22 protein-coding genes and 1 riboswitch are annotated in these 23963 nt (G+C 63.9%); of the genes, 11 read left to right on the forward strand and 11 right to left on the reverse strand.

Features of this window, described 5'->3' with window-relative positions:
* Window positions 1-6: 6 nt before the first annotated feature.
* Genes NKJ32_RS16380 through NKJ32_RS16410 form a run of 7 tightly spaced genes read left to right on the forward strand, consistent with a single transcriptional unit; the run spans window position 7 to window position 8193 of the window.
* Window positions 7-864: a carbohydrate ABC transporter permease gene (locus NKJ32_RS16380; protein WP_023676025.1), complete on the forward strand. Its 858-nt coding sequence runs from the start codon at window positions 7-9 to the stop codon at window positions 862-864.
* A 4-nt stretch (window positions 865-868) separates the two neighbouring features.
* Window positions 869-1987, forward strand: coding sequence for an ABC transporter ATP-binding protein (locus NKJ32_RS16385; RefSeq protein WP_023676024.1), 1119 nt, complete (start codon window positions 869-871; stop codon window positions 1985-1987).
* A complete protein-coding gene (locus NKJ32_RS16390) occupies window positions 1984-3108 on the forward strand; it encodes an ABC transporter ATP-binding protein (protein WP_023676023.1) in 1125 nt (374 codons plus the stop codon). The genes NKJ32_RS16385 and NKJ32_RS16390 overlap by 4 nt, the downstream gene beginning before the upstream one ends.
* Entirely contained in the window at window positions 3108-4670 is a 1563-nt protein-coding gene (locus tag NKJ32_RS16395) for an FGGY-family carbohydrate kinase (protein WP_023676022.1), read from the forward strand. The genes NKJ32_RS16390 and NKJ32_RS16395 overlap by 1 nt, the downstream gene beginning before the upstream one ends.
* A gap of 7 nt (window positions 4671-4677) precedes the next feature.
* Window positions 4678-5718 (forward strand): 2-hydroxyacid dehydrogenase, encoded by a 1041-nt coding sequence (locus tag NKJ32_RS16400; protein ID WP_023676021.1) that lies wholly within the window; start codon window positions 4678-4680, stop codon window positions 5716-5718.
* A gap of 19 nt (window positions 5719-5737) precedes the next feature.
* Entirely contained in the window at window positions 5738-7255 is a 1518-nt protein-coding gene (locus tag NKJ32_RS16405) for a glycerol-3-phosphate dehydrogenase (RefSeq protein WP_023676020.1), read from the forward strand.
* Window positions 7255-8193 carry a sugar phosphate isomerase/epimerase family protein gene (locus NKJ32_RS16410; RefSeq protein ID WP_023676019.1) on the forward strand — a complete coding sequence of 313 codons (939 nt, stop codon included), beginning with the start codon at window positions 7255-7257 and terminating at the stop codon, window positions 8191-8193. Before NKJ32_RS16405 ends, NKJ32_RS16410 begins: the two co-directional genes overlap by 1 nt.
* A gap of 47 nt (window positions 8194-8240) precedes the next feature.
* Here NKJ32_RS16410 and fba read toward each other — a convergent pair whose 3' ends face one another.
* Window positions 8241-9305, reverse strand: coding sequence for a class II fructose-bisphosphate aldolase (fba, locus tag NKJ32_RS16415; RefSeq protein WP_023676018.1), 1065 nt, complete (start codon window positions 9303-9305; stop codon window positions 8241-8243).
* Between the two features lie 256 nt (window positions 9306-9561).
* Here fba and NKJ32_RS16420 point away from each other — a divergent pair, with 256 nt between their 5' ends.
* The 3 genes from NKJ32_RS16420 to derI are packed head-to-tail and all read left to right on the forward strand — an operon-like array spanning window position 9562 to window position 11565.
* Window positions 9562-10326 (forward strand): DeoR/GlpR family DNA-binding transcription regulator, encoded by a 765-nt coding sequence (locus NKJ32_RS16420; RefSeq protein ID WP_023676017.1) that lies wholly within the window; start codon window positions 9562-9564, stop codon window positions 10324-10326.
* A gap of 10 nt (window positions 10327-10336) precedes the next feature.
* The gene (locus NKJ32_RS16425) at window positions 10337-11095 is read left to right on the forward strand and encodes a triose-phosphate isomerase (protein ID WP_023676016.1); all 759 of its coding nucleotides are present in this window, start codon (window positions 10337-10339) and stop codon (window positions 11093-11095) included.
* A 26-nt stretch (window positions 11096-11121) separates the two neighbouring features.
* The gene (gene derI, locus NKJ32_RS16430; RefSeq protein WP_352704653.1) at window positions 11122-11565 is read left to right on the forward strand and encodes a D-erythrulose-4-phosphate isomerase; all 444 of its coding nucleotides are present in this window, start codon (window positions 11122-11124) and stop codon (window positions 11563-11565) included.
* On the opposite strand, the gene dhaL is transcribed toward derI, so the two are convergent.
* From dhaL to mtnK, 10 genes are all read right to left on the reverse strand, one after another.
* Entirely contained in the window at window positions 11562-12200 is a 639-nt protein-coding gene (gene dhaL, locus NKJ32_RS16435; RefSeq protein WP_352704655.1) for a dihydroxyacetone kinase subunit DhaL, read from the reverse strand. The two genes, derI and dhaL, sit on opposite strands and share 4 nt — an antisense overlap.
* Window positions 12201-12209: 9 nt before the next feature.
* Window positions 12210-13217: a dihydroxyacetone kinase subunit DhaK gene (locus NKJ32_RS16440; RefSeq protein ID WP_352704657.1), complete on the reverse strand. Its 1008-nt coding sequence runs from the start codon at window positions 13215-13217 to the stop codon at window positions 12210-12212.
* Window positions 13218-13283: 66 nt separating this feature from the next.
* Entirely contained in the window at window positions 13284-13757 is a 474-nt protein-coding gene (locus tag NKJ32_RS16445; protein ID WP_352828067.1) for a 6,7-dimethyl-8-ribityllumazine synthase, read from the reverse strand.
* Window positions 13758-13834: 77 nt separating this feature from the next.
* A riboswitch (FMN riboswitch) is annotated at window positions 13835-13981 on the reverse strand.
* A gap of 116 nt (window positions 13982-14097) precedes the next feature.
* Window positions 14098-16359 carry a xanthine dehydrogenase family protein molybdopterin-binding subunit gene (locus NKJ32_RS16450; protein WP_352828084.1) on the reverse strand — a complete coding sequence of 754 codons (2262 nt, stop codon included), beginning with the start codon at window positions 16357-16359 and terminating at the stop codon, window positions 14098-14100.
* A 146-nt stretch (window positions 16360-16505) separates the two neighbouring features.
* Complete coding sequence (locus tag NKJ32_RS16455) at window positions 16506-16976, reverse strand: nuclear transport factor 2 family protein (RefSeq protein ID WP_352786818.1); 471 nt, start codon at window positions 16974-16976, stop codon at window positions 16506-16508.
* Between the two features lie 71 nt (window positions 16977-17047).
* A complete protein-coding gene (locus NKJ32_RS16460) occupies window positions 17048-18034 on the reverse strand; it encodes an FAD binding domain-containing protein (RefSeq protein ID WP_023676009.1) in 987 nt (328 codons plus the stop codon).
* Window positions 18035-18037: 3 nt separating this feature from the next.
* Window positions 18038-18697: a 2Fe-2S iron-sulfur cluster-binding protein gene (locus NKJ32_RS16465; protein WP_023676008.1), complete on the reverse strand. Its 660-nt coding sequence runs from the start codon at window positions 18695-18697 to the stop codon at window positions 18038-18040.
* Between the two features lie 130 nt (window positions 18698-18827).
* Window positions 18828-19712, reverse strand: a complete 885-nt coding sequence (locus NKJ32_RS16470) for a helix-turn-helix domain-containing protein (RefSeq protein WP_031211585.1) — start codon at window positions 19710-19712, stop codon at window positions 18828-18830.
* A 181-nt stretch (window positions 19713-19893) separates the two neighbouring features.
* Complete coding sequence (gene mtnA / locus NKJ32_RS16475; protein ID WP_352455228.1) at window positions 19894-20988, reverse strand: S-methyl-5-thioribose-1-phosphate isomerase; 1095 nt, start codon at window positions 20986-20988, stop codon at window positions 19894-19896.
* The gene (gene mtnK, locus NKJ32_RS16480; RefSeq protein WP_352590258.1) at window positions 20985-22256 is read right to left on the reverse strand and encodes an S-methyl-5-thioribose kinase; all 1272 of its coding nucleotides are present in this window, start codon (window positions 22254-22256) and stop codon (window positions 20985-20987) included. The genes mtnA and mtnK overlap by 4 nt, the downstream gene beginning before the upstream one ends.
* 135 nt (window positions 22257-22391) lie before the next feature.
* On the opposite strand from mtnK, the gene NKJ32_RS16485 reads away from it, so the two are divergent.
* Window positions 22392-23903, forward strand: a complete 1512-nt coding sequence (locus NKJ32_RS16485) for a sugar ABC transporter ATP-binding protein (protein WP_352590255.1) — start codon at window positions 22392-22394, stop codon at window positions 23901-23903.
* Window positions 23904-23963: the final 60 nt, after the last annotated feature.

Below are 23963 nucleotides of genomic sequence, written 5' to 3' on the forward strand. Positions count from 1 at the left end.
GCTGGCGTGGAACACACCTCGCTTCTCGAACGCATCCTGCGCGGCATTGCCCTGGCGCTGGTCGTGATCTTCTTCATGTTCCCGATCGTCTGGATCCTGATGATGTCGTTCCAGACCAATGAGACAATCCTGCGGATTCCGCCGCAGCTTGTCTTCGAGCCGACGCTCGCCAACTACACTGCCTTGATCACCGGCAAGCTGATGACGGCGGCCGGCACGCTCGACATCGCCTTCATGCGCAACCTCTGGAATTCCGTCTTCCTGTCGGTCACCTCGGTTGCCGTCGCGTTGCTGCTCGGCGTTCCGGCGGCCTACGCCTTTGCGCGGCACAAATTCCGCGGCTCGGAGGACATTGCCTTTACGCTGCTGTCGTTCCGGTTTGCGCCGGCGCTGCTGGTGCTCCTGCCGCTCACCCTCTATTTCCAGAAGCTCGGGCTGGCCAACACCTATATCGGGCTGATCTGGGTCTATCAGCTGATCTGCCTGCCGTTGATCCTGTGGATCGTGCGCGGCTATTTCGAGGACATTCCCGCCGACATCGAATACGCCTACCGCATCGCCGGACATTCCTGGTTTGCCACCTTCCGCAAGATCGCGCTGCCGCTCGCCGGCCCAGGCATTGCCGCTGCCGGTCTGCTCGCCTTCATCTTTGCCTGGAACAACTTCGTCTTTGCGCTGGTGCTCGCCTCGGCCGACAAGCAGCCGGTGACGGTCGGCGCGCTCGCCTTCATCACCTCCTCGGGCATCCAGTATGGCCAGATCTCGGCGGCGATCGTGCTGTCGATCACGCCAACGCTGGCGCTCGCGCTCTATGCGCAACGCTATCTCGTCGAAGGCCTGTCGCTTGGCGCGGTGAAAGGATAGTCCGATGGCAAGCCTCGAACTGCGAAACATTGTCAAGCGCTATAAAAGCCAGACTGTTCTCGACAATCTGTCGCTGACCGTCGCCGACGGCGAAACGCTGGTCCTGTTCGGGCCGTCCGGCGCCGGCAAGACCGTGCTGCTGCGGCTGGTGGCCGGCGTCATCGACCCCGACGAGGGAAAGATACTCATCGGCGGCGAGGACATGACCGATCTCGACGCCGAGTTCCGCGGCGTCGGCATGGCATTTCAGAACTTCGCGCTGTTCCCGCATATGACGGCGTTCGATAACATTGCGACGCCGCTGCAGGCGAAGCACTCATCGCAAGGCACGATAAAGACCGGCGTCGAGAGCGTCGCCAAGCTGTTGAAAATCGGCCATGTGCTCAGCCACAAGCCGCGGGCGCTGTCCAATGGCCAGAAGCAACGCACCGCGCTTGCCCGCGCCCTGGTCGGCTCGCCGCCGCTGCTGCTGCTCGATGATCCCTTGCGCAACGTCGATGCCAAATTGCGCTTCGAAATGCGGCTGGAATTGCCAAGACTGCTGGCGGATCGTGGCGCGACCGTCATCTATGTCACCCAGGACTACAAGGAAGCGATGGCGCTCGGCGACCGCATCGCGGTGATGTCGCAGGGCGTCGTCAAACAGCTCGGCACGCCCGAGCAGATCTATCGCGAGCCGGCCAACGTCGAGATTGCCCGGCTGTTCGGCGACCCGACCATCAACCTTCTGGACGTCAAGCCGGCGCGGGACGCCAAGGGCATCTATGTCGGCCTGTCCAACGTCCAGGTCCATCTTGCCGGCGCGCATGAGGCGGCGGTCGGCCGCGACTGCGTGATCGGGCTGCGGCCGGAGGCGCTGGCGTTTGTCGATGAACGCACGCCCGGCGCCATCCCGGTGACGGTCGAGGCCGAGACGCCGCTCAACGAGAAGATCGTCACGCTGGTGCGCACCGTGCGCGGCCGTGAAATCCTGGTTTCGCGTCCGTCCGGGACACCGGGCCAATCCGAGGGCAAGGTCTACATCGCCGTCGACAGCAAAAGCGCCCTGCTGTTCGATCGCACAAGCGGCGAGCGCATCGGCTCGAAAAACGTCGTCAATTTGCGCAGTGGAGAAGCGGCATGAGCCCGAGCGCAATCACCGTTTCGGGCGTCGACAAGTTCTACGGCCCGATTGATCGCGGCGTGCACGCCGTCAAGAACCTGACGATGGAAATCGCCAAGGGCGAGATCGTGGCGCTGCTCGGCTCGTCCGGCTGCGGCAAGACGTCGACGTTGCGCATGATCGCAGGCTTCGAAGAGGTCTCGCGCGGTAGCATCTCGGTTGCCGGCCGCAAAGTGCACATGCTGCCTCCGGTCAAGCGCAACGTCGCGATGGCCTTCGAGGGCTATTCGCTCTATCCGCCGCTGACCGTGCGCGAGAACATGGCCTTCGCCCTCAAGGCTGCCAGGCTGGCGAAGAGTGCGGTCGATGCAAAGGTTGCCAATATCGCCAAGTTGCTTGAGATCGAGGACATTCTCGAGCGCTATCCGAGCTCGATCTCCGGTGGCCAGCAGCAGCGCGCCAGCCTCGGCCGGGCGCTGATCCGCGAGGCCGACCTGCATCTGCTGGACGAGCCGATGGGCCAGCTCGAGCCGCAGCTTCGCGCCGTGCTGCGCGGCCGCATCAAGCATTTCATCAAGGAGCGCGGCCTGACCGCGATCCTGGTCACCCACGACCAGACCGAGGCCAATGCGCTGGCCGACCGCATCGCCGTCATGGAGGGCGGCGTGCTGCAGCAGTTCGATACGCCTGACAGGCTCAAGGAGCGGCCGGCAAACCTGTTCACCGGCACCTTCGTTGGCGAGCCGCCGATGAATGTCTTCGAGGCCTATGTCGGCACGGCTGCCGGCAAGATCAGTCTCAAGCTGCCCGACGGGCTTTCGCTCGACTACGACAAGGATGCGTTCAGCGGCCCGGTTCGCGACGAATTGCTCAACCGGCAGCGCGTCGTCATCGGCGTCAGGCCCTATGCGGTCCGCCGCTCGAAGGATGGTGTGCCGGCGACGGTTTCGGCCAATCAATGGCTCGGCGACCAGACCCATATCGCCGCCGATTTCGCCGGCGGTTCGCTGGTCCTGGTCGAACATGACCGAACCCGCTTGGAGCTTGGCGCGCCGATCAAGATCAGCATCGATCCGAAAAACCTTCACGTCTTCGATCAGGCGAGCGGCAATGCCATTTCGCACGGCACGGAGCTTGCTTGATGCAGGATGTGCTGATCGGCATCGACGCCGGCACGTCTGTCATAAAATCCGTCGCCTTCGACACGGCGGGCAGGCAGATCGCGTCCGCCGCGCTGCCCAATAAATACGAGACACTGCCGGGCGGCGGCGCCGAGCAGGACCTGACACGCACCTGGGCCGATACCGCGACGACCTTGCGCGAGCTTGCCGATAAGGTGCCGGATCTCGCCAGCCGGACCATTGCCATCGCCGTGACCGGGCAGGGCGACGGTACCTGGCTGATCGACAAGGATGGCGAGCCGGTTGCCAAGGGCTGGCTGTGGCTCGACGCGCGCGCTGCCGCGGTCGTCGAGGAGATCCGCGCGCGGCCGGAGGACCGGCTGCGCTTCGAAAAGACCGGCAGCGGGCTCGCTGCCTGCCAGCAGGGATCGCAGTTCGTGTTCATGAAGCGCCACATGCCCGCGATGCTTGCCAATGCAGCGACGGCGTTCCACTGCAAGGACTGGCTCTATTTCAAGTTGACCGGCCACCGCGCCACCGACCCGTCCGAGGGCACCTTCACCTTCGGCGACTTCCGCACGCGCGGCTATTGCGATGATGTGCTCGAGGTACTCGGCGTCACCGATCTCCGGCATCTGTTGCCGCCCATCGTCGATGGCACCAGGCAAAGCACCTCGCTGTCGGTGGCAGCAGCCGATGCGACTGGCCTGCTCGCCGGCACACCGGTCGTTCTGGCCTATGTCGATGTCGCCTGCACGGCGCTCGGCGCCGGCCTGTTCGATCGCGAACGCAAGCCGGGATGCTCGATCATCGGCTCCACCGGAATGCATATGCGGCTTGCCGAAACGCCGGACGAGGTTCTGCTCAACGAGGCTGCAACCGGCTACACGATGACGATGCCGGCACCCGGCGTCTTTGCGCAGATGCAGTCGAACATGGCGGCAACGCTCAATATCGACTGGGTCCTTGGCCTCGCCTCCGGCATTCTCGCCTCGCAAGGTATTACGCGGACCAATGGCGAGATGATCGCGCTGGTCGACCAGTGGATATCGTCGTCCGAGCCAGGCTCGCTGCTCTACCAGCCCTATGTCTCGGAGGCCGGCGAGCGCGGGCCGTTCGTCGATGCCAATGCCAGGGCCGGCTTCATCGGCATTTCGTCCAGGCACGGCTATGCCGACATGGTCCGCGCGGTGTTCGAGGGACTGGCTTTCGCGGCACGCGATTGCTACGCCGCCATGGGGCCACTGCCCAAGGAAATCCGCCTGACCGGCGGAGCGGCCAGGAGCCCGGCTCTGCGCAAAATCCTGGGTGCTGCGGTCGGAGCCGACATTCGCACCAGCGAACGCGAGGAGGCCGGTGCTGCGGGCGCCGCAATGATTGCTGCGGTCTGCGTCGGCCAATACGCATCGATGGACGATTGCGTCAGCGAATGGGTCACGCCTTTGCTCCGTACGGCCGAACCCAGCGATCGGAAACTTGCCGCTGCCTATGAGGCGATGGCTCCGTCCTACACATTGGCGCATGAGGCGCTGCGGCCGGTCTGGCGCTCGATGGCCGCGTCCAGGCAAACCGACGTGAATTGAGAAGAGCATGCCCAAGAAAATTGCGATCATCGGCGACCGCTTCATGCTTCCGGAAGTGTTTCGCGAGAAAATCGAGGCGGCCTGCGGCGACAATCTCGACATCCGCAGCATTGAGACCGCTTGGCCCGACGAGCCGATGCAATTCGGCAATGCCGCGCTTGGTCTGGACAAGGTCAAGGAGTATTTCGGCGATCCCGACGAGGTGGTGGATTTCATCGGCGACGCCGAAATCTTCGTCACCCAGCTTGCGCCGCTCTCCGAAAGCATGATGCAGCGCCTGCCCACGCTCAAGCTGGTTGCGGTCTCGCGCGGCGGACCGATCAACATCGACATGGCCGCCGCCAAGGCCCACGGCATTACCGTTGTCAATGTGCCCGGCCGCAATGCCAGCGCCGTAGCCGAGTTCACCATCGGCGCCATTCTCGCCGAAACGCGGCTGATCCGCGTCGGCCACGAAGCCTTGCGCAAGGGCGAGTGGCGCGGCGATCTCTACCGCGCCGACCGTACCGGCCGCGAGCTCAACGAAATGACCGTCGGCGTCATCGGCTACGGCAATATCGGCACCAGGCTGGTACGGCTGCTGCGCGCCTTCGGCTGCCGCATCCTGGTCTGCGATCCCTATGTGCAATTGAACGCCGAGGACCGCAATGCCGGGGTCGAACTGGTTGCGCTGGACGATCTCCTATCGCGCTCCGATGTGGTCACGCTGCATTCCCGGGTCACCGAGGAGACGCGCGGCCTGATCGGCAAGGACGCCATCGCCCGGATGAAGCCCGGCGTGATCTTCGTCAATACCGCGCGCGGACCGCTGGTCGACTACGATGCGCTCTACGAGGCGCTCGTCTCGGGACACATCGGCAGTGCTATGCTGGAGACGTTCGCCGTCGAGCCAGTGCCTGCCGACTGGCCGCTGTTGCAACTGCCGAACGTGACGCTGACGCCGCATATCGCCGGCGCGTCGGTACGCACCGTGACCTACGCGGCCGAGCAGGCGGCCGAGGAAGTGCGCCGCTTCATCGCCGGTCTGCCTCCGGTCAATCCATGCTGACGACAGGGCATAGAGCGAGATGAGCGGTGAAACCGAAATCGTCGACCTCTTCGTCATCGGCGGCGGCGTCAATGGCGCCGGTATCGCGCGCGATGCGGCAGGCCGGGGGCTGTCGGTCATTCTTTGCGAAAAAGACGATCTCGCCGAGGGCACCAGTTCGCGATCGGGAAAGCTCGTTCATGGCGGTTTGCGCTATCTCGAATATTACGAGTTCCGCTTGGTGCGGGAGGCGCTGATCGAACGCGAGGTGCTGCTCGAATCCGCGCCGCACATCATCTGGCCGATGCGCTTCGTGCTGCCGCACAGCCCCGATGACCGGCCGGCCTGGCTGGTCCGGCTCGGCCTGTTCCTCTACGACCATCTTGGCGGCCGCAAGCGGCTGCCGGCCACGCGTACGCTCGACCTGCGCACCGCGCCCGAAGGCGCGCCGATCAAGGACGCCTTCAAGCGCGGCTTCGAATATTCTGACTGCTGGGTCGATGACGCTCGCCTGGTCGTCATCGACGCGCTCGACGCCGCTGAGCGCGGAGCCAGGATATTCACCCGCACCGCCTGCATAGCCGCCCGTCGCGAAAACGGCCTGTGGTCGATCGAGATGCGCGACGGTCGAACCGGCGTCAGGACCACAGTCCGGGCACGGGCGCTGATCAACGCCGCCGGACCCTGGGTCGACGACGTCATCAACCGCGTCGCCGGCCAGAATTCCAGGCGCAACGTGCGCCTGGTCAAGGGCAGCCACATCGTCGTGCCAAAATTCTGGGAAGGGCGGCAGGCCTATCTCGTTCAGAACAGCGACAAGCGGGTGATCTTCATCAATCCCTATCAGAACGATCTGGCGCTGATCGGCACCACTGACATTCCCTATGACGGGCGGCCGGAGGACGTGACCGCCGATGCGAGCGAGATCGATTACCTGATCAAGGCAGTCAATCGCTACTTCAAGCGCCAGCTCGCACGAAGCGACGTCGTCTACTCGTTTTCCGGCGTCAGGCCGCTCTATGACGACAATGCCGACAATCCGAGCGCGGTGACCCGCGATTACATATTCGAACTCGACGCACCGGCTGGGCAGGCGCCGCTGCTTTCGGTCTTCGGCGGCAAGATCACCACCTTCCGCAAATTGGCCGAGCACGCGCTCGACCGTATCGCCCCGTTCTTTCCGAAAATGGGCAAGCCGTGGACCTCGAAAGGGCACCTGCCGGGCGGCGATATCGCCAATGCCGATTTCGAGCAGTTTCTGGGCGACCTCGGCCATGAATTTCCCTGGATGCCGGCATCGCTGGTCAAGCATTACGGCAGGCTCTACGGCACAAGGACGCGCGATCTGGTCGGCGCGGCCACCTCGCTCGCCGAACTGGGCCGGCGCTTCGGCAAGGATTTTTTCGAGCGCGAAGCCAATTACCTGTTCGAGCATGAATGGGCCGAGACCGCCGCCGATATTCTCGAAAGGCGCACCAAGCACGGCCTGCATCTGTCCGCCGCGGAAAGAACCGCCTTCGAGGACTGGTGCTCGAGCCGGCTGGCAAAGGCCGGCTGATGGCCTTTACGCTTTCGCTCAACACCAATCCGCTGGTCAACCGCTTTGCGGAGCCGGACGACCTGATCGACGCGATCGCCTATCAGATCGGTATCAGGGACGTCCAACTCACCCATGAATTCGTCAATCCCGGCTGGCCGGCGGCGACGATCGCCAAATTCGTCCGCCTGTTCCGCTCCGCGCTCAACCGCACCGGTGTGCGCGTGACCTCCGCGATGACCGGCCCTTACGGCCGGCTCAATCATTTCGGCCATCCCGATGCCGACGTGCGGCGCTACTACGTCGACTGGTTCAAGACCTTTTCAGAAGTTTCGGCCGAGCTCGGCGCCGCGGGCATGGGCACGCAATTCGCGATCTTCACCCACCGGGATTACGACAATCCTGAACGTCGCGCGCGGCTTTTCGACATCGCGCTGGAATGCTGGCGCGAGGTCGCCGAGCATGCCAAAGCAGCCGGCTTGACCTACCTGTTCTGGGAGCCGATGTCGGTCGGCCGCGAATTCGGCCATACGATCGAAAGCTGCCGGGCACTGCAGCGCGAGATCGAAGCGGCCGGCATGGCCGTCCCGCTCAAGATGATGGTCGACATCGACCATGGCGACGTGACCTCGAGCAATCCGGCGGACACCGACCCTTATGCCTGGGCCGAAGCCTTTCCCAGGCAATCGCCGATCATCCACGTCAAGCAGTCGTCGATGAACAAGGGCGGCCATTGGCCGTTCACTGCGACCTACAACAACGACGGCCGTATCACGCCGGAAAAGCTCCTTCAGACAGTGCGTCGCGGCGGCGGCGTCGACAACGAGATCTGCCTGGAATTGTCGTTCCGCGAGCGCGAGCCCGTCGACCACGAGGTCATCGCCATGATCCGCGAGTCGGTCGACTACTGGGCACCATTTATCGAGACCGGCAGGGCCGATCTCTTGCCGCGAGCATGATCGGATGAGCAGGAGCTGAGGCAGCTCCTGCTCAGAACCGGAATACGTCAGCCAAATTTCGGATCGAGGCTTCCGGACTTGTAGCGCTTGGCCATTTCCGACAGCGGCAGCGGCTTGATCTTCGGTGCGTTGCCGGCGGTGCCGAACTGCTCGAAGCGCTCCTTGCACAGCTTCCGCATCGCGGCCATTGCCGGCGTCAGATATTTGCGCGGATCGAATTCGCTCGGGTTCTCGGTCAGCACCTTGCGGATTGCGCCGGTCAGCGCCATGCGGTTGTCGGTATCGATATTGATCTTGCGCACCCCGTGCTTGATGCCGCGCTGGATCTCTTCGACCGGCACGCCCCATGTCGGCTTCATCTGGCCGCCATATTTGTTGATGATCTCCTGCAACTCCTCTGGCACCGAGGACGAGCCGTGCATGACGAGATGCATGCTCGGCAGACGGCGGTGGATTTCCTCGATGACGTTCATGGCCAGCACAGCGCCGTCCGGCTTGCGGCTGAACTTGTAGGCGCCGTGGCTGGTGCCCATGGCGACGGCCAGCGCATCGACACGGGTGTCGCGCACGAATTGTTCGGCCTGCACCGGGTCGGTCAGCAGCTGGTCGTGGCTGATGACGCCCTCGACGCCATGGCCGTCTTCCTGCTCGCCGCCGCCCATCTCAAGCGATCCAAGGACGCCGATCTCGCCTTCCACCGAGACGCCGCCCCAATGCGCCATGTCGACGACGCGGCGGGTGATGCCGGAATTATAGGCGTAGTCGGCCGGCGTCTTGCCGTCTTCCCTCAGCGATCCGTCCATCATCACGGAGGTGAAGCCGTGCTGGATCGCGGTGACGCAGGTCGCTTCGTTGTTGCCATGGTCGAGATGCATGCAGACCGGGATATCGGGATGGATTTCGACCAGCGCGTCGATCAGCTTGGCCAGCACCACATCGTTGGCGTAGGCTCGCGCGCCGCGGCTCGCCTGCAGGATAACCGGCGATTTGGTCTCCTCGGCTGCCTCCATGATGGCGAGGCCCTGTTCCATATTGTTCATGTTGAAGGCAGGCACGCCGTAGCCGTATTCGGCGGCATGATCGAGCAATTGTCTCAGTGTGATGCGAGCCACTCAGTAGTCTCCCGTATCCGGTTTCGAGCCAGTGTTTGCGGGCCGTTCGGTTGTCGTCGAGCCCCTGATGCTTCTGGCCGGATTTCCGCGGCACCGCAACCGCTGGGCGCTCGGCCGGCAGCAATTCTTGTTACAGGACGCGAGCAGAAGCGTCATGATATCCCATGGAGATATAACATTATCACAAAAAATTTGGTGGCTTGTGCGACGTTTGCTGTTATATCTCGGAACCGGATTGCACGAGGAAGCCGCGGAAATGAAGAGCGACGGCCGTCGGCAAGGCATCATGGATTTTCTGATGGACATCGGCACCGCCAGTGTCGACGATCTTGCCTCACGCTTCGGCGTGTCAAAGATGACTGTCCACCGCGACCTCGACGAGCTCGAGGAAAGCGGCTTCCTGCGCAAGGTGCGCGGCGGCGCCTCGATCCAGCCGAGCAGCCTTTTCGAGAGCGATTTCCGCTACCGCCAGCGGCTGGCCGGCGACGAAAAGAAGCGCATCGCCGCCGCTGCCGTGACGATGATCGAACCGGGTCAGACGGTGATCATCGACGACGGCTCAACCGCGGGCGGCGTTGCTCGGCATCTTGCCGATCTGCGTCCGCTGACGGTGATCTCGAACAATCTGGCTGTCATCCAGGATTTGGCGGGCGTTGCCGGCATCAACCTGATTGCGCTCGGCGGCCAATACAACAAGAAGTTTCACGGCTTCTTCGGCCTGCTCGCCGAGGACACGCTGAAATCATTGCGCGCCGATGTCGCGTTCCTGTCGTCATCGGCCATCCATGGTGCCTCTGCCTTTCACCAGGATCAGGAAGTGGTCCAGACCAAACGGCTGATGATGGCCGCAGCAGCGCGCAAATATCTGCTGGTCGATCATGGGAAATTCGGCCGCACTGCCTTGCACTTCCTGACAGATCTCAAGGCCTTTGACACGGTCTTCACCGGCCGCGAGCCGCAGCCGCAGATGCGCGCCGCGCTGGATGGTGCCGGCGTTTCGCTGACAGTGATCGCAGAATAGGAGGGCACGCATGGTTTATTGGGTCGGCACCAGCTGGAAAATGAACAAGACGCTCGCCGAGGCGATGGCTTTCGCCGAGGCGCTGGCGGAGTTCGTCCCCGGTTTCGACGAGCGCATCCAGCCTTTCGTCATCCCGCCCTTCACGGCGATCCGCGAGGTCAAGAAAGCGCTGTCGCCGACGCGCATCAAGGTCGGCGCGCAGAACATGCATTGGACCGACGCCGGCGCCTGGACCGGCGAGATCTCGCCGGTCATGCTGAAAGACTGCGGGCTCGACATGGTCGAGCTCGGCCACAGCGAACGGCGCGAGCATTTCGGCGAGACCGACAAGGCTGTCGGGCTGAAGACTGCGGCGGCGGTGAAGCACGGTCTCGTGCCACTCATCTGCGTCGGCGAGACCTTGGCTCAACGCGACAGCGGGCAGGCCGCTGCGGTGCTGGCCTTGCAGGTGCACGGCGCGCTGCAGTTTCTCGAAGGCGCGGCGAAGGCGGCGACGATCCTGTTTGCCTATGAGCCCGTCTGGGCGATCGGCGACAAGGGCGTGCCGGCCAGTTCGGACTATGCCGACAGGCAGCAGGCGCTAATCAAGAAAATCGCACGCGACCTGCTGCCGATGGTGCCGCCGGTGCTTTATGGCGGCAGCGTCAATCCGCAAAATGCCGCCGAACTGGTCGGCCAGCCCAACATCGACGGCTTGTTCATCGGCCGCTCGGCCTGGCAGGCGGACGGCTATGTCGACATCCTCAAGCGCGCCTCGGCGGCGATCTGAATCATCAAACAGGAAGGAAACGGAACATGAAAATTGCCATTGGAGCTGATAGCGCCGGCAAGCCGCTGCTCGACGTCATTGCCGCTCACCTCGCTACCAAGCCCGGCCTCACGGTTAGCGACCTCAGCCAGTCGGGCTACTATGCCGACCTGTCACAGAAGCTCGCGCAGACCATCCTGGACGGCGAAAACGATCGCGGCATCCTGTTTTGCGGCACCGGCATCGGCGTATCCATATCCGCCAACAAGGTGCCCGGCATTCGCGCCGCACTCACCCACGACACCTATTCGGCAGAGCGCGCCGCGAAATCCAACAACGCCCAGATCATCACCATGGGCGCGCGCGTCATCGGCCCGGAACTGGCCAAGTCGATCGTCGACGCCTGGCTCGCATCGGAATTCGATGAGAAGGGACCATCGGCCGGCAATGTCCAGGCCATCGAAAGGCTCGACGCGGCGAAGCGGGGCTAAGCCAGACTGTTCCGCATCGCCCTGATGATCGTCACGGCCGACGCGGCGCCGGGGTCCATATGCCCGAGCGAGCGCTCGCCGAGCCGCGATGAGCGGCCCTTGGCGGCGATCATGCCCTTGGTCGTCTCGGCGCCTTGTTCGGCTGCGGCGAGTGCGGCTTCCAGGCTCTCGCACAGGCTCTTGCCGGCTTGCTGCGCGGCACCCGCTGCTTGCGCCGCCGGCAGCCAGGCGTCGACCATGGTCTTTTCGCCGAGCTCGGCCTTGCCGCGATCCTGGATGCCTTGCGCCATCGCCCGGAGCATGGCGATGATGTCAGCGTCCTCCAGAATTGCCTTGCCTTTGACGGCGGCGGCACCGCGCATGAAGGCGGTCGCATAGAGCGGGCCTGACGAGGCGCCGACCGCGTTGAGGAAGGATTTCGCCGCAGTGTTGAGCAGCGCCGTCGGCTCGGTCGCCGCGAGGTCGAGTTGCGCTAGTGCATCGCGCGCAGCAGTGAAGCCTAGTGCCATGGCGATGCCATGGTCGGCGTCGCCGATGACGCCGTCGAGTTGGCAGAGCCGGTCCTTGTCGGCATCGATCGCCGCCGCGATCTCATCGAACATTCTTTTCAAGCCGACTGAATCGATCGAGGTCATGATGCTTTCTCAGCCGGCGCGGAACATGGCGCAGTCGCAAGGATGGTCGAGCATCGCCTGCAACTCGCCGTCGAGATGCATCAGCGTCACCGAGGCGCCGGCCATTTCGAGAGAGGTGCAGTAATTGCCGACCCAGGTCGCGTGGACGGAAACGCCGATGTCGTCGAGCCTCTGCTTGACCCGCCGATTCATGATGTAGAGTTCCATCAGCGGCGTCGAGCCGAGCGAATCGACCAGCACCGCGACCTTGTCGCCGCGCGCCGGCGCCATCTCGTCGAGGATATTGTCCAGCATCTCGTCGGTGATCTCGTCGGCGGTTTTCAATTTTCCGCGCGCGATGCCTGGCTCGCCATGGATGCCCATGCCGATCTCCATCTCGTCCGGCCCGATCTCGAAATTGGGCCGGCGGGTCTGCGGCAACGAGCAGGGCGACAGCGCCACGCCCATGGTGAAGGTGTGATCGTTGGCCTTCCTGGCGATGCGCTCGCACTCGTCGAAAGAGAGCATTCGGTCGCAGGCGGCACCGGCGGCCTTGAAGATGAAGAAATTGCCGGCGACGCCGCGTCGCTTCTGCCTCTGGTCGCGTGGCGCCGAGGCGACATCGTCGGTGGTCAGCACGGTACGCACCTCGATGTCGTCCATTGCCGCCATTTCGGCGGCCATGTCGAAATTCATCACGTCGCCGGCATAATTGCCGTACATGAACAGCACGCCGGCGCCGCCGCTGGCCGCCTTGGCGCATTCGAGGATCGGGTCCGGCGGCGGCGAGGCGAAGACATTGCCGATCGCGGCCGCGTCGACCAGCCCCTTGCCGACGAAGCCGAGGAATGTCGGCTCGTGGCCGGAGCCACCGCCGATGACGAGGCCGACCTTGCCCTGGCGAGGCCCGTCGCGGGCGATGATCGAGCGCGGACTTCCCTCCGCGCTTTTGAGATGGCGCGGATGCGCAGCCAGGATGCCCTCCAGCATCTCGTCGACGGAGCGATTGCCGTCATTGATGATCTTCTTGGTCTGCACCGGCATCCTCCTGCTTCGTGAGATACTACAGCGCCTTACCGGGATTTCCACCCGGCGGTGGAGGTTTCACGCCGCGATGTGTTCGCGTACTGCCAGCAGTTGCATGCAGGCACTGGCCGCCTCTTTGCCCTTGACCTTGAAATGCTCGAAGAAGAAGCGGTGATGGTCCGCGCTGTCATGGTAGTTGTGCGGCGTCAGCACCGCCGAAAGCACCGGCACGCCAGTCGACAATTGCACATTCATCATGCCGTCGATGACCGCGCTTGCAACAAACTCGTGCCGGTAGATGCCGCCATTGACGACGAACGCGGCGCCGAGGATAGCGGCATAGCGGCCGGTCACGGCAAGCGTCTTTGCATGCAGGGGAATCTCATAAGCGCCAGGCACATCGAAGACATCGACGGCAAAGCGTTTCTCTCCGAGAACCGCCAGTTCCGCCTCGAATGCTTCAACGCATTGGTCGACGATATCGGCATGCCAACGCGCGCGAATGACGGCAACGCGGATCGTTTCATAGTCGTTGTGGGAATGCTGATTCATGGGTCCATCCTTCCGTTTCGAACCAGAATCAGGACGCACGATACGGAGTCCGAACCGCGAAAGCGGACCGTCTTCCATTTCGTTCTCTTCCATCCGGACTGTGACCGTCGGCTCCGGAATCACACCGGATCTGCTGACCCCTCCGGCTAACCGGAAAGCGCTCGCGGGCTTGGGCCGAGACCCTTACCGCCGGTGGGGACTTTCACCCCGCCCTGAGAACATTGAGGGCGTTTGTATGGAAGGGCCGGAAAGCGCTGTCAACCACCGGCGTCGTCGTCGATGGCGCAGAAATAGCGATTCGTTTCGACCTGGTCACCGTTGAGGGCGAGGGAGGAGAGCGTCAAATGGCGATCACCGGTAAGGCAGGCAGCACCTTGTCCAAGGTGATGGGAAATTCACGCACTCGCACGCCGGCCGCGTTGTAAACGGCGTTGACGACAGCAGCCCCCGCACCGCACACGCCGAGCTCGCCGAGACCCTTTGCGCCAAGCGGGTTGGCCTTGTCGTCGTCTTCCTCGAGGAAGGCGACCTCCATATCGGGGACATCGCCATTGACCGGCACATGATACTCGGCAAGATCGTGATTGACGAAGTGGCCGTAGCGCGGGTCGAGCACCGTCTGCTCCATCAGCGCTGCACCGATCCCCCAGGTCATGCCGCCGATGATTTGCGAGCGCGCGGTCTTGGCGTTGAGGATACGGCCCGCGCCGATCACAGCCAGCATCCGGCGCATCCGGATTTCACCGGTATCGCAATCGACAGCGACCTCTGCGAAATGCGCGCCATAGGAATGCTGCGAATAGGTCTTGTATGACTGGGTGGTGGCGCCCGCGGCTACGGAGCCTTCGGCTTCGAGCCCGTCGGGAGAGATCCCTCGGATAAGATCGGCCAGGCTCGCCGATCGCTGGCCGACCCTGACCTCGCCGTCGGCAAAGCTTGCCTCGGTGGCGTTCGCGCCGCGCAACGGCGAGGCTTCGTTCGACTGCGCCGCCTCCAGGATCCGTTCCTTGAGGACGTTGCACGCATTATACAAGGCCGAACCCGCACTTGCTGCGCCCCAGGACCCGCCGGAGCCGGCGGTACGCGGGAAGCGGCTGTCGCCGAGCTCCACCTTGACGGACGAGATCGGCAGGCCGAGGCTCTCGGCGGCAATCTGGGTCAGGATCGTATAGGTGCCGGTCCCAATATCGGTCATGTCGAGCCGCGCCGTCACCCGACAGTCCCGGTCGATCGCAACCCGCGCCGTCGCCGCGCCGATATAGTTCGGACGGATCGCCGCCGCCATGCCGTGGCCGATAAGCTTGCGGCCCTCCCGAGTTCGGCCCGGTGTCGGGTTTCTCCGCTCCCAGCCGAAACGGCGGGCGCCTTCCTCCATGCAGGCGACGAGATTGCGGGTGGAGAACGGCACGCCGCGCTCGGGATCCTGTGCCGGTTCGTTGCGGATCCTGAGTTCGATCGGGTCCAGACCGGCGCGCTCGGCGAGCTCATCCATGGCGCATTCGAAAGCCAGCATGCCGGGCGCTTCGCCGGGCGAGCGCATCCATTCGCCGCGGTTGATGTCCAGCGGAACCAGGCGATGGCGGGTGAGACGGTTCGGCGCGGCGTAGAGCGAGCGCGCAAAAACTGCCGTTTGTTCGCAGTACTCCTCGAAGCTGGACGTTGCGGACCAGACATCGTGCGCGATCCCGGTGAGCCGCCCGTCAGTGTCCGCGCCGAGACGTACCTGTTGGACCATCTCTGCGCGATGACCGGCATTGGCGAACATCTGTTGTCGCGTCAGCGCGATCTTCACGGGGCGCTGCAGCACCTGCGCTGCAAGTGCGGCCAGGATCGTGTCGGCATGGGCAATCAGCTTGGAACCGAAGCCTCCGCCGATGAAGGGGCTGACGATGCGCACTCGCTCGAGCGGGATGCGAAGCGTGCTGGCGACCCCGGCCCGGAAGTTCGCGAGGGTCTGCGCCGATGTACGGATCGTCAGCTCGTTGCCTGACCAGGCAGCAAGCGTCGCATGCGGCTCCATCGGATTGTGATGTTCGAAGGGGGTCCCGTAGGTGGAATCGATCTTGATCGGCGCCGTCGCAAAGGCGCGCTCGAAGTCGCCGACCACGCTGTCGGTCTCGAAGCCGGCATTGGTCCGCTTTGGCGCGTAGGCGTCGGCGATATGTCCCGGTAGATCGTAGAGGCCCGGCTCCTCGTCATAGCGTACTCTGATGAGGCCCGCAGCAGCGCGTGCCGCCTCGAACGTCTCCGCAACGACCAGCGCGACCGGCTCGTCGTAATACCGTACTCGATCGCTGTTGAGCGCGGGCCGGGGGCGCGTGAAGACCTCCGGCACCGTTGGCGTGACCGTTGGGCCGAAATCCGGCTGGGCCGGCGCATTGCGGTGCGTGATGACGAGCAGCACTGCCGGCGCCCGTTCGGCTTCGGTCGTGTCGATCTCGGCGATGCGGCCCTTGGCGACGGAGGCGCCGAGAATGTAGCCATAGGCTGTACCATCCAGCTCATTCTCGTAAGCGTATGTGGCGCCGCCCGTCACTTTGAGCGGACCGTCGATGCGGTCGATCGGCCTCCCGATGATGCCAGCATCGGGACGAGGTTTCATCCTTGAATGGGTGGCGGAGCCGGGCAGTCCGGGTATGGTCTCGTTCATAAGTCACCTAAAGATTTTTCATCTGGAGTTCGGAAGCATCGAGGCCGCGACGACGCCGCTTCCTCGCACCTTTATGTTCGTCGCGCGGCGGCCGGAGCTCACGCGGCGATCTCGCCGAAATACTCGCGAAATTCGACCAGCCTCCCTGTCGGGCCGGCCCGGATGAGGATCGCATGCAGGCCAGTGTAGGGCGCGCCACCGATTGTCCCGCTCCCGCGGTCGCAGACGATGACCCAGTCGGCGGCGAAGAGCTTGAGATCGACGGTCAATTTCGTGATCCTGTTTCCCTGCGCCTGATGCGCGGCGGTCCAGGCTGCGAGTGCCCGCTTGCCTTCCGGTGGTCCGTGTCGGCCTCGTTGCTCGCCGACAGGGAATTGGAAGGTCATCGTCTCATCGCAACAATCAAGGAATGCCGTCCAGTCGCCAGAGGCCCAGCCGGCAAAGAAGGCGTCGACGGCGGCCTCGAGTCCGTGACGAGCTCCCGGGTCGGATGTGGCGCCCCAAGCTGCTGCGGCAGAAACAAAAAGGCCGCCACCCGCGGCGGCAACGGCGCGTCGCGTGAGTTTCATATCGATCTCCTGCTCGTCGCCTGCATCTGGGAACCGCTGTTCGGGGTCGTCGTCTCTGTCATCGTGTCACCTCACGCACTCTCGACGGCAGCAGCGAGCGTGTGCCGCATCGTCCGTTTCGCCAGCGGGATCTTGAAATCATTGGCGCCATGCCCGACAGCTCCGGCGAGCGCGGCTTCGGCCGCGTCGATAAAGGCACCGTCGGACGCCGACGCTCCTGCGAGCGTGCGCTCCGCCTCCGTCGCGCGCCAGGGCTTGGCTGCCACGCCGCCCATGGCGATCCGAGCACTTCGAATACGGTCGCCGCCTTTCTCGACGATTGCTGCCACGGACACCAGCGCGAAGGCGTAGGAAGCACGGTCGCGCACCTTGCGGTAAAGCTGCCGGCCGGGTGGCGGCGGCGGCAGGACAACCGCGACGACCATTTCGCCGTGGCCGAGCACGGTCTCCACCTGGGGCATCGTCTCGGGCAATCGATGGAAATCGCCGATCGGGGTCGTACGGGTCTCGCCGCCGGGCGAGACGGTCTCGATCCTGGCGTCGAGCCCGGACATGGCGACCGCCATGTCAGAAGGATGGACCGCGATGCAGGCTTCGCTCGCGCCGAGTACGGCGTGCATGCGGTTGAAGCCCTGAAGTGCCGCGCAGCCCGAACCCGGCTGGCGCTTGTTGCAGGGCATGTTGCGGTCGTAGAAATAGGGGCAGCGCGTGCGCTGCAGGAGATTGCCGCTGGTCGAGGCCTTGTTGCGTATCTGGCCGGACGCTCCCGCCAGCAGCGCTTGCGTGAGCATCGGGTAGCGCGACCTTACCCGCGGGTCGGCGGCGAGATTGCTATTGCGGACCTGGGCGCCGACCCGAAGCCCGCCTTCCGCCGTCTCCTCGATCCGATCAAGCGGCAGCCGGCTGATGTCGACGAGATGCGCTGGGCGCTCGATCTCGAGCTTCATCAGGTCGAGCAGGTTGGTACCGCCGCTGATGAACTTGGCGTCCGGCCGGGCCGCAACCGCGGCCGCCGCCTGCTCAGCACTCGTCGCACGTTCATAAGTGAAGGACTGCATTGCTCATGCCTCCTCTGCCGCGTCGCGGATTGCAGCGACAATGTTCGGATAGGCGGCGCAACGGCAGATGTTGCCGCTCATCCGCTCGCGGATCTCGGCATCGGTGAGAGCGACGGAAGCCGCTGCCACGTCGGCGCTCGCATGGCTTGGCCAGCCGGCCCGCGCCTCGCCCAGCATGCCAACCGCCGAGCAGATCTGGCCTGGCGTACAGTAGCCGCACTGGAAACCGTCGCGGGCGACGAAGGCGGCCTGGACCGGATGCAGCCGGTCACCCTCGGCAAGGCCCTCGACCGTGGTGATCTCGTCGCCTTGATGCATTGCGGCAAGCGTCAGGCAGGAATTGATCCGGCGCCCATCGACGAGCACCGTGCATGCGCCGCACTGGCCGTGGTCGCAGCCCTTCTTCGAGCCGGTGAGGCCGAGATGGTTGCGCAGGGCGTCGAGCAGCGTCGTCCGCGGGTCGAGCTCGATGGCAAGATCCTTCGCGTTGATCCGTAACGACATCGTCATCGTCGGTAGTGGTGAGGACGACGCAGCCGCCGTGACGGTCTCGGCCGGCTCGGCGTCAACCGGTAGTCCGGTAGCCAGGAGCACCCCGGTCGCAACACCGCCTTCCAATACCATTCGACGCGTCGGTCCGCTCCTGTTGTCCGTTTTGGCCATGCATGATCTCCCAGTCGCAATGAAGCGCAGACGGCAACTTGACCCGAGCGAACCCTCGGGTTCTGTCACCCAACGACACTGGAGGTGGGAGTGCGGGCGGCGGCTTTCTTTCAAGAAACCGGCGGCACTATCAGGATTCTGGAGAAGAATTCACCCGATAGGCACGAGGCGTCATGCCCCTCAGACGTCGGAAGGTCGTGGTGAAGTGGCTCTGGCTTGAGAAGCCGAGCCGAAAGGCAATGACACCGATCGACAAACCCGTTTCGCGCAGCAGCGCCTCCGCTCGCCGCACCCGTTCCTCGATCACATAGGCGTAGGGTGCAAGGCCGGTCGTCGCCTTGAAGCGACGCGCAAAACTGTCGACGGCCATGCCCGCGGCGGCTGCCAGCTCGCTTAGCGAAATGTCGGAATTCATATGCGCATCGATGTAATCCCGAACGCGACCAAGTGCCCGGCGGCTGAGACAGCCGTGACGTACAAACCGCGGTTGCTCCCGGCTCAGGTTGGCCACGCGGAGACTGACGAGGGCGACCAGATGCTCGACATAGGCAGTGTCTGGCTTGTGGCCGAGTGCCATCTCGTCACGAAGCGAACTCAAGAGCGTGGCGACGACCGCGTCTTTCTTGTTTACCAGTATAGGCAGGTTCCTCAGGCGTTCGCATCCGGGAAGCCCGATATCGGGATCGATCCACAGGGCTGAATAGGAGAGGTTTACATCGCGATAGAAGCCCTGTCGTTCCGCGCCTGCCGGGACGAAGGTGAGGGCTCCGGGACGGTCCATTCCGTCGTAAAGGGATCGTGCCTCGTGCCGGATGGATGTATGGGACGTGCCGCCTTCTTCGGTCAGCACGATCAGATGATGAGGGGCTGTCCAGCGGAGCTCCGCCTCCCGGCACGCCCACCGCCGGTTGTCGAAGACGATCGAGGAGCTGACCCATGACGCGGTTTGCAGGGGCTCCGACTTCTCGTCCTGGCTCCGAACCCGTCCGTCACCAAGCAACGGTCTGAATGACATCGCGGTATCCCGCTGGTTCACTCGCCGAGCCGTGGGCAATCCCGGCTTCGAGCGTTGGGCGCCGCCCCGCCGCTACGCATACGGCCGTCCATGTGGGACAGGCAACGGGCGTTTTTAACCGTGCCGCGTTCAAGAAATCGTGAGATCAGGCAAATCCGGAGCGCCCTCTCGGCAAAGCGGATCATCCGCGCTCGGGAAACATCGCCCTCAGGCCTTCGCGCGAGGCCGTAGCGACACCGCGTTCGGTGATCAAGCCGGTGACCAGCCGCGCCGGCGTCACGTCGAAGGCCGGATTGGCCGCCGGCGTGGCTTCCGGCGATACGCGGACCTGGGCGATCTCGCCGGAAGCGGTCTTGCCCCAGACCAGTGAGACCTCGTCGGGCGAGCGCTGTTCGATCGGGATGTCGGCCAGCCCGTCGCCCACAGTCCAGTCGATCGTCGGCGACGGCAGCGCGACATAGAACGGCACGTCGTTGTCGTCGGCGGCAAGCGCCTTGAGATAGGTACCGATCTTATTGCAGACATCGCCGTCGGCGGTGGTCCTGTCGGTGCCGACGACGACCATATCGATCTGGCCGCGCTGCATCAGATGGCCGCCGGCATTGTCGACGATCAGCGTATGCGGCACGCCGTGGCCGGCCATCTCCCAGGCGGTCAATTGGGCACCCTGGTTGCGGGGTCGTGTTTCGTCGACATAGACATGGACTGGAATGCCGGCTTCCGTCGCCAGATAGATCGGCGCGGTGGCGGTGCCGTAGTCGACCGTGGCCAGCCAGCCGGCGTTGCAGTGGGTCAGAATATTGACCGGTTCGCCCGGCTGCTTGCGCGCCGCGATCGCCTTGATGATTTCGAGCCCATGGGCGCCGATGGCGCGGTTGAGGCCGACATCCTCGTCGGCGATCTCGCCGGCACGCCGATAGGCAGCCGCGGCACGTTCTGCCAGGGGAAGCGTCAGCAGGAAGCGCTGCATTTCGTTCAGCGCCCAGCGCAAATTGATCGCCGTCGGGCGCGTTTCGTGCAAGGTTGCCCAGACGGCGTCGAGTGCTGCATCCGACGGATCGTCGGCCATCTGCATGGCGACGCCATAGGCCGCGGTGACGCCGATCAGCGGCGCCCCGCGCACCCACATGTCGCGGATTGCCGTGGCGATGCCGGCGACGGTATCGATCTTTTCGATGCGGAAATCATGCGGCAGCCAGCGCTGGTCGATGATCTCCACCGAACGCCCGTCGTCACTCGGCCAGATGGTGCGGTAGTGGCGGTCGCCGACGTTCAAATCCTGCTCTCCCGTTCGATCAGCGCGGCCAACCGGTTGACCTCGTCGATGCTGTGGATCTGGCGCCGGTTGACGGCGAGGTGACGGCCGAATTTCAGCGCCTTTGCCTCACATCTGGCGCGCAGATCCGGATCGGCAATAGTCTCGAAATCGGCATTGTGGGCAAGTCCGAGAATTCGCCGGTGAACCTCGACGCCGGCAAAGCCAAGCAGATCGGTCCAGATCGAATGCAGCATGTGGTCTAGCGCCTGCTCGGCGCCAAGCCTGTCGCCCTGATCTTCGAATAGGCTCTTCTGGTAGAGCATGCCGGTACGCTCGGTTCGCCACAGATGCGAGAACTCGGCGCGAAACACCGACCATGTCTCGACCGTAACGCCGAGCAGATAGTCACGCATGGCGTCGCGGCTTCCGTCCTGTTCATGGCCGCGCTGCGAGAAGAACGCCATCCAGAAATTGGCGAGCAGCATGCCGACGTCGAAGGCGATCGGCCCGTAGAAAGCGAATTCGGGGTCGATCATCCGCGTTTCGGTGTCGGTGACCATGATCGAGCCGGAATGCAGGTCGCCATGCAGCAGCGTCTCGGCATTGGCAGCGAAGATGTGCTTCATGCGCTGCGCCTCGACCTTGAGGTCGCGGTCGGCGCGCAGCTCGGCGACAATGCCATCGAGCTGCGGGCTGGTGTGCCGGTTCATCTTGGCATCGAAATACGGATCCGAGAAAACCAGGTTCTCGGTGATGTCGCAGAGTTCGACATTGTCGGCGAACAGTGCCAGATCGGCCTTGCGGTCCTTGGTCGCCATATGCAGGTCGGAGCCGCGAAACAACGTGTGGGCCATGAACAAGCCGATGTCTGTCGCGATATTGGGCAATTGCCGGCCTTCGATCAGCGCCCGCCGCAGGATAATGTGCGGCGACAGATACTCCATGATGATCAGCGCCTGGCCTTCGTCGAAGTGATAGATATCGGGCACCGAACCCGGCGCCCGCGCCTGTTGCCGCGTCAGCGCATGGTATTCGAAGAAGGAGCGTTTTAGCGGCAGCGGCCAGCTGTCGCCGACCAGCCGGACGTAGGGCAGGGCCTGCTTGACGACGGCCGCACCCTCAGCACCCTCGACGATGAACACCAGGTTCAGATTGCCGTCGCCGACTTCACGAACCTTCCACTGGCTCGTATCCTTGCCGATCTGCGAACATAGGGGCTCGTTGGCACCGAGACGGCCCGCCAGTGTCTCGACCGACAGTGCTTCGAACGGCGATTTCCCAGTCATCCTCACCTCCCGCTCATGTGCTCCGATGATAGCGGAGCCAACGCGGTCGGGCCAAGCTAGGAAGCCTGCTGGCAATTGTCAATCGTGTTGACAATTGCCGATATAGCCCATAGCGTCATGGTCAGGGAGGAACGAATGGGCAATGATGCCGTGTTCCGCGTCGACGGCCTGAGGAAATCCTTTGGCCATATCGAGGTGCTTGGCGGCGTCTCGCTCGAATTGCATGCCGGCGAAGTGACCGTGCTGATGGGCGCCAACGGCGCCGGCAAATCCACCCTCGTCAAGATCATCAGTGGCGTCTACGACCATGGCGGCGGCTCGATGTCGCTTGCCGGTCATGAGTTCGACCCGAAAACGCCGGCGGAGGCGATCCGCGCCGGCGTCGTTACCGTCCACCAGAACATCAATGACGGTGTCGTCGCAGACCTCGACGTCGCCACCAATCTTACCCTCGACAGGTTGAGCGGCAGCGGCGTGCCGACCCTGTTCAATCCAGGCCGGGTGCGTCGCGAGGCAAAGGCGGTGGCCGACCGCATGGGACTGGCCATGGACCTCAAGGCCCGGATCAGCGATCTCTCTCTGGCCGACCGCCAGATGGTGGCGATCGCCCGCGCCATGGCGCACCGGCCGAAAGTGCTGATCCTCGACGAGCCGACTTCCTCGCTGTCCAGCGCCGAGGCCGACCGGCTGTTCGCATTGCTCGACCGGCTTCGCCAGCAAGGCGTGGCCATCCTCTACATTTCGCACCGTATGTCTGACATCAGGCGGCTTGCCGATCGCATCATTTCGATGCGCGATGGGGTCATCTCAGGCATCTTCGACAAGAAGCCGCTGGATTACGAAGGTGCGGTCAACGCCATGCTCGGCCGCAAGATCCAGCTCGAGCGGATCGTCGCCAGGAATTCGGCCAAAGCAATTTTTGCCACGGACGGGTTGCGGGTTGCAGAAGGCGCCCGGCCGATTTCGCTGACCCTCGGCGACGGCGAGGTCGTTGCCATCACCGGCCTCGTCGGCGTCGGCAAGACCGCGCTCGCCGAGACGCTGTTCGGCCTGCGCCAGCCGCTGGGCGGGACCATGATGCTGAACGGGAAACCCTATGCGCCGGCATCGACCGGCGAAGCGATTGCCGCCGGTGTGTTTCTCGTCGCCAAGGACCGGGGCGAAAACGGCATCGTCGGCGACTTCAACGTCCAGGAGAATATCAGCCTGCCGTTCCACAGGCGCATGTCGCGTCTCGGCGTCCTCAAGCGCCGTATCGAACGCGCCATTGCTCGCCAGCAGATCCAGGAGTTGGGCATCGTCTGTCGCTCCGAGAGGGACGAGATGGCGTCGCTTTCCGGTGGCAATCAGCAGAAGGTGATGGTCGCCCGCTGGATGTCGCAGGCGGCAAGGCTTTTCATCCTCGACGAGCCGTTTCAAGGTGTGGACATCTCGGCCAGACGCGATATCGCCGCCAAGCTGCGGACCAGCGCCCACGGCCGCGCGACGCTGCTGTTCGTCACCGAACTCGACGAAGCCCTGGAGACGGCCGATCGCATCCTGGTGATGTCGGAGCAGACGATCGTAGGCGAGCACCGCAATACCGATGTCGATCTCGAGCGTCTGCTGGCCGAAGTGGCGGGCGGGCCTTTGCACAGCGCAGCCTGAGAGCGGGAAGACGATGAGAATTGGAATGGAGAGGGCATGAATTCGGGTCGGATAAAGACG

Source organism: Mesorhizobium sp. M0159, from assembly GCF_040322295.1.
GTDB lineage: Bacteria > Pseudomonadota > Alphaproteobacteria > Rhizobiales > Rhizobiaceae > Mesorhizobium.

Excerpts from the sequence above, each read along its gene's own strand:
- NKJ32_RS16450 (WP_352828084.1), bottom strand. The coding sequence starts at position 16,359 with ATGAAACCTCGTCCCGATGCTGGCATCATCGGGAGGCCGATCGACCGC.
- NKJ32_RS16445 (WP_352828067.1), bottom strand. The coding sequence starts at position 13,757 with ATGAATCAGCATTCCCACAACGACTATGAAACGATCCGCGTTGCCGTC.
- NKJ32_RS16485 (WP_352590255.1), top strand. The coding sequence starts at position 22,392 with ATGGGCAATGATGCCGTGTTCCGCGTCGACGGCCTGAGGAAATCCTTT.
- dhaL (WP_352704655.1), bottom strand. The coding sequence starts at position 12,200 with ATGACCTCGATCGATTCAGTCGGCTTGAAAAGAATGTTCGATGAGATC.
- NKJ32_RS16455 (WP_352786818.1), bottom strand. The coding sequence starts at position 16,976 with ATGAAACTCACGCGACGCGCCGTTGCCGCCGCGGGTGGCGGCCTTTTT.
- NKJ32_RS16405 (WP_023676020.1), top strand. The coding sequence starts at position 5,738 with ATGAGCGGTGAAACCGAAATCGTCGACCTCTTCGTCATCGGCGGCGGC.
- NKJ32_RS16425 (WP_023676016.1), top strand. The coding sequence starts at position 10,337 with ATGGTTTATTGGGTCGGCACCAGCTGGAAAATGAACAAGACGCTCGCC.
- NKJ32_RS16400 (WP_023676021.1), top strand. The coding sequence starts at position 4,678 with ATGCCCAAGAAAATTGCGATCATCGGCGACCGCTTCATGCTTCCGGAA.
- NKJ32_RS16395 (WP_023676022.1), top strand. The coding sequence starts at position 3,108 with ATGCAGGATGTGCTGATCGGCATCGACGCCGGCACGTCTGTCATAAAA.
- NKJ32_RS16420 (WP_023676017.1), top strand. The coding sequence starts at position 9,562 with ATGAAGAGCGACGGCCGTCGGCAAGGCATCATGGATTTTCTGATGGAC.
- NKJ32_RS16465 (WP_023676008.1), bottom strand. The coding sequence starts at position 18,697 with ATGGCCAAAACGGACAACAGGAGCGGACCGACGCGTCGAATGGTATTG.
- NKJ32_RS16390 (WP_023676023.1), top strand. The coding sequence starts at position 1,984 with ATGAGCCCGAGCGCAATCACCGTTTCGGGCGTCGACAAGTTCTACGGC.
- NKJ32_RS16410 (WP_023676019.1), top strand. The coding sequence starts at position 7,255 with ATGGCCTTTACGCTTTCGCTCAACACCAATCCGCTGGTCAACCGCTTT.
- NKJ32_RS16460 (WP_023676009.1), bottom strand. The coding sequence starts at position 18,034 with ATGCAGTCCTTCACTTATGAACGTGCGACGAGTGCTGAGCAGGCGGCG.
- mtnK (WP_352590258.1), bottom strand. The coding sequence starts at position 22,256 with ATGACTGGGAAATCGCCGTTCGAAGCACTGTCGGTCGAGACACTGGCG.
- NKJ32_RS16470 (WP_031211585.1), bottom strand. The coding sequence starts at position 19,712 with ATGTCATTCAGACCGTTGCTTGGTGACGGACGGGTTCGGAGCCAGGAC.
- NKJ32_RS16385 (WP_023676024.1), top strand. The coding sequence starts at position 869 with ATGGCAAGCCTCGAACTGCGAAACATTGTCAAGCGCTATAAAAGCCAG.
- derI (WP_352704653.1), top strand. The coding sequence starts at position 11,122 with ATGAAAATTGCCATTGGAGCTGATAGCGCCGGCAAGCCGCTGCTCGAC.